This is a genomic window from Granulicella sp. S190 (genome assembly GCF_009766095.1).
Taxonomy (GTDB): Bacteria; Acidobacteriota; Terriglobia; order Terriglobales; family Acidobacteriaceae; genus Edaphobacter.
In genome coordinates this window covers 347530-354637 of record NZ_LMUD01000016.1, presented here as the reverse complement: position 1 = coordinate 354637, position 7108 = coordinate 347530, and the positions used below count along the sequence as shown (strand labels likewise).

Annotated in this window: 6 protein-coding genes and 1 pseudogene; 2 read left to right on the top strand and 5 right to left on the bottom strand. The window is 56.3% G+C overall.

Going from position 1 to position 7108, the window contains the following annotated elements; genetic code table 11:
* From GSQ94_RS10795 to GSQ94_RS10775, 5 genes and pseudogenes are all read right to left on the bottom strand, one after another.
* A pseudogene (locus tag GSQ94_RS10795) lies at nt 1–521 on the bottom strand (hypothetical protein); the annotation flags it as partial.
* Nucleotides 518–1444 (bottom strand): ExeA family protein, encoded by a 927-nt coding sequence (locus GSQ94_RS10790; RefSeq protein ID WP_158943867.1) that lies wholly within the window; start codon nt 1442–1444, stop codon nt 518–520. The pseudogene GSQ94_RS10795 and the gene GSQ94_RS10790, both read right to left, overlap by 4 nt.
* A gap of 1 nt (nt 1445) precedes the next feature.
* Nucleotides 1446–2981, bottom strand: a complete 1536-nt coding sequence (locus GSQ94_RS10785) for a Wzz/FepE/Etk N-terminal domain-containing protein (RefSeq protein ID WP_158943865.1) — start codon at nt 2979–2981, stop codon at nt 1446–1448.
* A gap of 9 nt (nt 2982–2990) precedes the next feature.
* Nucleotides 2991–4349 (bottom strand): hypothetical protein, encoded by a 1359-nt coding sequence (locus GSQ94_RS10780; RefSeq protein ID WP_158943864.1) that lies wholly within the window; start codon nt 4347–4349, stop codon nt 2991–2993.
* 8 nt (nt 4350–4357) lie between these two features.
* The gene (locus tag GSQ94_RS10775) at nt 4358–5035 is read right to left on the bottom strand and encodes a polysaccharide biosynthesis/export family protein (RefSeq protein WP_158943862.1); all 678 of its coding nucleotides are present in this window, start codon (nt 5033–5035) and stop codon (nt 4358–4360) included.
* Between the two features lie 405 nt (nt 5036–5440).
* On the opposite strand from GSQ94_RS10775, the gene xrtA reads away from it, so the two are divergent.
* Both xrtA and GSQ94_RS10765 read left to right on the top strand, forming a co-directional pair.
* Complete coding sequence (gene xrtA, locus GSQ94_RS10770; protein ID WP_158943860.1) at nt 5441–6352, top strand: exosortase A; 912 nt, start codon at nt 5441–5443, stop codon at nt 6350–6352.
* Entirely contained in the window at nt 6349–7014 is a 666-nt protein-coding gene (locus tag GSQ94_RS10765; protein ID WP_158943858.1) for an exosortase C-terminal domain/associated protein EpsI, read from the top strand. The genes xrtA and GSQ94_RS10765 overlap by 4 nt, the downstream gene beginning before the upstream one ends.
* Nucleotides 7015–7108 lie beyond the last annotated feature (94 nt).

The following is a 7108-nucleotide window of genomic DNA, read 5'->3' as shown; positions in this document are numbered from 1 at the left end:
AGATACTCGGCCAGCCCAGGATGCGATTCGCAGCCCAGAAGTTGATGCAAGGTGTATCGCCGCATGTCTCCGTCAATCAGTAGAACCTTGCTGTTTTTATGGCGTGCAAGACTCATGGCCAGATTCGTCGAGACGAAGCTCTTGCCCTCTTGCGGCAGGCCGCTCGTCACCATAATGGTTTTTAGCGGACTGATATCGCGAAGTTCAAAGATTCGTGATCGCAGACTGCGAAACTGTTCGACCGCAGGTCCGCGCTCAAGCAGCGACGGTAGGCGCTCAAGCGACAACGCCCATGGATGAACGGGAACTTTGCTCAGATCAAGCGCACTCCCATCTATCGGCCTGGCACTTGGATCAGCATAACGAGCTACAACCACAGGTGCTCCAGCCTGCTCCTCGTCGGCGACGGCCACGGCTGCCGTATAGAGCGTTGATGGCTCCGGCGTCCGTAGCTCCGGCTCACGCCTCTCCAACTTCCGCTCAGACTCCGCCTTCTGGAGTGCTTCGTAGATACGGCTCATAGGTCATGCCTTCCCGGCTCTCTATTGAAAGCTGCCATAAACTTGTCTTCTTTCGCGTCCAGCGTCGATTGCTTGTCGCCGTTGCCAATCACAGCCGAAGAGAGCATGAATGGCAGCACATCCAACTCAAGCTCCGCTGCCACCCCTTCAACGATCGTCGCGGTCACCTGTTGCACCTGTTCTACATAGGCAACAATCAGCGAGTGCTCGCATAGCAGGTTGATGATGCGCGGAATTCCTCGGCTGGCCCGGTGAATCAGGTCTAGTGCCTCCAGAGAAAAGAGTGGCCAGCTCGCACCGGCGATTCTCAACCGCTCCGCGACGTAGGCGTGGGTCTGGCTCTCGCTCAAAGCCTGGGTCCGGCACCACAGCGAGACTCGCTGCCTGAGCTGCCGCACGCTCGGATGGCGAAGCTTCTCTTCCAACTCTGGCTGCCCGGAGAGCACGATCTGCAGCAACTTTTCCGATGAGGTCTCGAGATTGGTAAGCAGCCGTATCTCCTCCAGCAACTCCCACGACAGATTCTGCGCCTCATCCACCACCACCACGCAAGTCTCTTCCATGCGGAACCGTTCGATCAGCCAGCGGTTCAACTGCAGCAGCATCCCAGACTTCGTTCTCGTCGCCGGCACAATCCCGAAGTCGGTCAACACAAACTCTAAAAAATCCAGAACATCGAGACGCGGGTTGAACACAAAGGATGTCGAGACTTTACGACCACTAAACGAGCTGAGCGCCCGGCGCAACAAGGTCGTCTTTCCGGTGCCCACCTCACCCGTCAGTACCGTGAAACCCTTTCGCGCGGAGATTCCATACTCCAGGCAAGCAAGTGCCTCACGAGTATGCGGCATCATGTAAAGAAATCGGGGATCGGGGCTGGTTCCGAACGGGCTGCTCTGCAGTTTGAAAAAAGTGTTATACACCTCAGCCCCCCGCATTCATCAGCGGCTTACCGCCCGCAGTTATCTTCGGACTACCTCGACCAAACCATCTCCGCGGGGAGGCAGGCTGCTCTTGCTCACCCGCAAGTCCGATAACACCGAGAGTAGGCAGCTTCGTAAAGGCCCATATATCGCGTTCGTTCCGAACGGCAGTATCCATATACTCCAGCAGCGCAACGATGAACAAACCCAGGGCCAGTCCGGCAACGACGCCGCCCATCACGAAGACTGGACGCTTCGGGAAGGCAGGCGATTCAGGAAGGTTGGGCTCATCCATCACTCGAAACTGCTCTCCTTGCTGCCGCTTCTCGAGGTCAGTCGCCATCTTGGATTGTTGTATCTTCGCCAGCAGGTCGTCGTAGAACGTCTGCGCGGTCTGGTTATCTCTGGTGATGCTCTTGTACTCCTCTTCCACTGCTGGGCTGGAGGAGACGCGATCCTGATAGGTCCTGAGTTGACCTTGGATCGAGGCTTCATCACGCTTCTTCTGAGCAATGGCCTGATCCATCGCACGGAGCTGCGCACGCATCTGCTGCACGCTCAGGGAGTCAGTAGGCTTCGGCACCGAAGGAGAGACACTGGCGGCTGATGGAGGCGGCGCTTGCGCCAACTTCTGCTGCAGCTCCTTGACCTTTCTCCTCGTACTGACGACATCCGGATAATCGTCCGTGTACCTTGCATTCAGGTCGGCCAGCTGCGACTGAAGCTGCTGCAGCTCAAGCTGCTCCGCCTGGGGCGCTAATCCACCATGCTCAGCTGTCTGTGGCTGTTGCGCCTGCTGCATCGCCAGCATCGACTCCGCGTAGCTCTTGTCCTGCTCCATGCGGTTCAGCGCCTGGGTCGCGGCATCCAGTTGCGTATTGAGCGTCGTCAGCATATTAACGTTGGACGACTCTGCTCCCGGCAGCTTGCCCATATAGGTTTGCTGAAACTTGGCAAGCTTTGCGTCCTGTTCATCCAACTTGGCCTTCGCGTCTGCAAGTTGTCCCTTCAGGAAGTCCGTTGTTCCTGCTGCTGAGGCCGCCCTGTCACTCAGATTTTCACTGACAAACAAGGATTGAATCTCTCCACAGACCAGCTGCGCCGTCCTCGCATCATTTGCCTGAAAGGAGATAAAGAAACCCGGCAACCCGTTGGTTCGCGCGATATCCGACTGAATCGGCGTAATCACGATGTTCTTTCTGGTCAAGTCGATCCGCTCATCCATCGACAGCTTTCCATTCGCAAACAGATTGAATCGCTCGATGATCGGCTGTAGCCGTGAGCGGCTTAAAATCTGCTCCCTCATGGTGGCTAATCGGCCGCTCAGATCCTCGGTAACCACAGCTTTCACATAGGTATCGGGAACCTTCTGTTGTTCGACCAGGACCAGCGTCTGAGAGATGTACTGCGGCTGCACCAGAAAGGTGAGGGCAAAACCGACGATCGGGAAGATGATTGCTGGAATCGCGATCATCCACCATCGCCGCTTCAAAATATTCGTGTAGTCCTGCACCGTCAATGCGCGATGACCAAGCATAAAGACTCCTTAGAATTGGCCCAGACTGGTGGACCGGGGAGCGAACGTAACTCCAAAGCCAAGCGTCTGCGAGGCGCCGCTCAAAACATTCTGCACCACGACATTCGTCAGACCGTTGTTGGACTGGTTTTGAACTGTGTAACTCGCGTAACCGGAAAAATGAGGGCTGAAGCGACGAGTCACCTGCGCCCCGCCATACGTCGTGTGATACGAGTCATTCGTAGGGACCGTCGAGGATCCGCTCTCAAAGACTGTCAGGCCCGTCGTATGGGTATAGGCGCCGTTCAGGGAGCCTACCCAGTCACGACCGAAGGAGCGCCCCACTGAGCCCGAAATGCTGTCCGAGCGAGCTCCTGGAAACACTCCGCCTCCACCGTTTGCCCCACGTGTATAACCCACGAATGCATGAGTATTTCTGTAGCCATACGAGACCCCGGCATTAATCGCAACATTCAGCGCCGACGGGATGAGTGCGCTATTGGAACTGGAGACCCACTGAGGACCTACGGAAGCATTGACACTAAGGGTACGGCTCAAAACCCGCTGATAGGAAAGATTAAGTCCGCGGGTCTGAAAGTTTGGCTCTTGCGGACCAGATTCGATGCCAGAGTAAGAGTAAGTCGAGTACATCGCGTCAAGGCTCACCGAGCTGCGGGCATCGAGTCGATGGTTCAACGCCACCGTCCCTGAGATCGAAGTACTATCCAGACCCTCCGCAAGACCATTCTCGGCGCTCTCGCTCTCCACGCCCGGGTTTCCCAGATAGTGAAGAACTCCCCAGGAACCGGTGCCGCTGAGAGAGGTATTGGGAACAAGCTGCCGCTCCACGCTTCCGCTCAGGCTGTTGCTGATGCGATCCCCCGAGGTAGTCAGTACGCCTCCTGCAGGTCCCGAGGTTGGACCCAGCACGGGCGCGGCGCCAAGATCACCCACCCCAGGAATCCCCGACAGTCCGGTCTCAGGAGACTGCGGCAGAAAGCTGAACGAGTCCGTTACGTTGAAGATCCACTGCCGCGTCACATAACCCTGCGAGACAGAGGCATTCCAGAAGCTAGTATTCCCCTGTCCCTGTTGATCTCCTAAAACTACCCCTCCTGAGAATAGAGCGCTAAATGGTAGCGCAAGGCTTCGGGAGGTGTAGGCAAGGTTCCCAGTGAGATCCGTCGCGTGTGTAGTCGTCCCACTGCCGTAGTAGCCAAACTGAAAGACCTCGGACGCGCTCAGGGAGTAATGCACAACTCCATCGAGCGTAGGTAGATTGGGACCAAGCGTAGAACTCATCGACGAATCGCCCGCAGGCACAGCCTGGCCATGGCACAGGGAACATCCTGCCAGCAGAAGCGCCGAAATTGTTATTCGAATCTTCATACCTTCCTTCATGGGACGACGATCGTATCTCCGGGAAGCAATAGTACCCCGGAGTTATCGCCTTTAAGCGCCTGCTTGTAGTTGTATGGAATCTTCTGCTGCTTGCCCGCTACCGTCCTCAGGATGTAAATCCGCTTCGGACTGGCAAACTGCGTCAGCCCACCCCCGGTAACAATCGCCTGCAGCGGTGTCATCCCCGGACTCATCACAACAGGACCGACCTTTCCCACCTCACCAACTAGGAAGATGCGCTGGCTGTTGACTCCAAGGACCACCACCGTCACTACCGGGTCCTGAATGTACTTCTTCAGTCGCTGGCTGATATCGGTGGACAAACCGGTAGGCGTCAGACCCGCCGCAGGAATATCCCCCACCAGAACCATGGAGATCATTCCGTCTGGACGCACAGGAATCGTTCCGGAGAGCGTGGGCTCCTTCCACACGGTTATCTGTAAAGAGTCTTCGGGGCCAATGACGTAACGCGCTGCGTCCATCGGACCTGCATACTTCGCCCCCGCCGCCGCAGGAGCTTGAGGCGCAGCAGGAGCCGTCGCCTGCCCCCCCGACGTCGTATCCACTGCTGTGCCCGTGGTTGCACTAGGAGTTGACGTCCCTTGCGCTGCAAGTGGCCTGGCCACAACCGGTAACAGCAACAACATCACACCCATGAAACAAAACTGCTTCATCGAATAGCCCTCATCCTTCATTTGCCCGGACTTGACTCATCCATTCTTACGCATCGTCGTCCTAATACTGATTAAAGATTCTCAGTCTTCTATCGGCAAATATCAGACTTCAAGCAACACGAGTGCCAAAGTTCGCCCACCAGTCGACTTTTCTCGACAAAACTGAAAAATATAAAAGATCTCATCGAAACCCTATGCGATACTCTCCAATTGCTCTCACTGGTATGCAGATTATCAGTGCAACTATGAAAACTTTTTCTCTTCGTAGTTATCTTGGCTACCACTTTTGTGTCGATATGTCGTAAATCAGGTGAAAAAAGCGAGCCTTCAAGAGGCCTCTGAATTGCTTACAAAGATCAGGTGAAGTATAACGTCATACGAGCGACACCGGGGACATCTCACACCATGCCTTACGCAGTGGATTCAGCCGCGAAGGAGGCCAATCCGGCACTCCATCGTTCCACCTCGTCGGGCGCTGTGGGCCGTCTTCCCTGGCTGCCTTACACTCTGATTGCCCTCCTGCTCGTTCTTCTGTACTACCGCGTCGGCGTCAAACTGGTATACGACTGGTCGACGATTCCGGATTACTCTCACGGTTTCCTGGTTCCCCTTTTCGCCGCCTTTCTCATCTGGGACAAACGCAAAGTGCTCCTCGCCACCCCGGTCCGGCAAAGCTGGCTCGGAGTACCCCTGATCGTATTTTCCACCGCGGTATTGATTCTGGGGGTCTACGGTGTAGAGCTGTTTACCTCGCGTATGTCCTTCATCTTTATGATGATCGGCCTGATCTGGACATTCTTCGGCTGGGCAATGGTCCGCGCATTGCGCTTCCCCCTTCTGGTCCTCGTCCTGGCTATTCCGTTTCCAGCAATTATCTTCAACCAGATCACCTTCCCGCTACAACTGCTCGCCTCGCGTATCGCAAGTGACATCCTGCCGCTGCTCGGAGTACCTACCCTCCACGAGGGCAATATCATCGAACTCCCCGTCATGAAACTCGAAGTCGCGGAGGCCTGCAGTGGCATTCGCTCCCTCATGAGCCTCTTCACCCTCGCGGTCTTCTACGGATACTTCCTCGAACGCACCACCAGACGCCGTATCATCCTCGCCCTGGCAAGTATCCCCATCGCCGTTACCGCCAACGTCGCCCGCATCGTCGGAACCGGTCTCTGCGTCCAATACTGGGATCCGGATAAGGCACTTGGCTTCTTCCACGAGTTCTCTGGTTGGGTCATGTTTGTTGTCTCTCTCGCCTGCCTTTATCTGGTCCACCGGGCCATGCGGCTGATCTCCCCCGTAAAGGCGCAAACCACATGAAATCCCCTCGTTTCTGGGTCGTCATCCTTCTCCTGACCGCAACCACCTTCGTTCTCCAAAGCCGGGGCGATGCGGACCGTGTGCCCATCAGCCAGCCTCTCAGCCAGATGCCCGATCGCTTCGGTGACTGGACCGCCCAGGATGTTCCGCTCACCGACGACACGTTGGCCGTACTCGGCAAGGGAGACTTCCTCAACCGCATCTACACCGGACAGCAAACGGTGGCAGCCGATCCAGGCCTGCGATCCGCTCCTATCAGCCTCTTCATCGGATACTTTGCCAGCCAGCGCACCGGACAAACCATGCACTCCCCGCAAAACTGCCTGCCCGGCGCCGGCTGGACCTTCGATTCGCAGAGATACACCAGCCTCCAGGACATTAACGGAAAGAACTACAAGGTTGGGGAGTACGTCATCAGCAACGGAGAGGTCAAGCAGTTCGTTATCTACTGGTATCAGGCCCATGGCCGCAGTATTCCCAACGAGTACAAGGCCAAGCTGTACATGGTCGCCGACGCCATCCGCATGAACCGCACCGACGGTGCTCTGGTTCGTGTCATCACCCAGGTTCTGCCTTCGGAGTCGTTAGACAGCGCTCAGGCGAGGGCCACCCGCTTTACCCAGCAAATGGCTCCGAATCTGCCCCGGTTCATCCCTGATTGAAGGGTCGAGGAACCAAACTTTCACCTAAGTTGTATATCCCTCGTCACGTCCGGCCTCGACAGTATCTATTACAGTGCGAGAATGACAAGATCGG

Excerpts from the sequence above, each read along its gene's own strand:
- GSQ94_RS10775 (WP_158943862.1), bottom strand. The coding sequence starts at position 5,035 with ATGAAGCAGTTTTGTTTCATGGGTGTGATGTTGTTGCTGTTACCGGTT.
- xrtA (WP_158943860.1), top strand. The coding sequence starts at position 5,441 with ATGCCTTACGCAGTGGATTCAGCCGCGAAGGAGGCCAATCCGGCACTC.
- GSQ94_RS10785 (WP_158943865.1), bottom strand. The coding sequence starts at position 2,981 with ATGCTTGGTCATCGCGCATTGACGGTGCAGGACTACACGAATATTTTG.
- GSQ94_RS10765 (WP_158943858.1), top strand. The coding sequence starts at position 6,349 with ATGAAATCCCCTCGTTTCTGGGTCGTCATCCTTCTCCTGACCGCAACC.
- GSQ94_RS10780 (WP_158943864.1), bottom strand. The coding sequence starts at position 4,349 with ATGAAGATTCGAATAACAATTTCGGCGCTTCTGCTGGCAGGATGTTCC.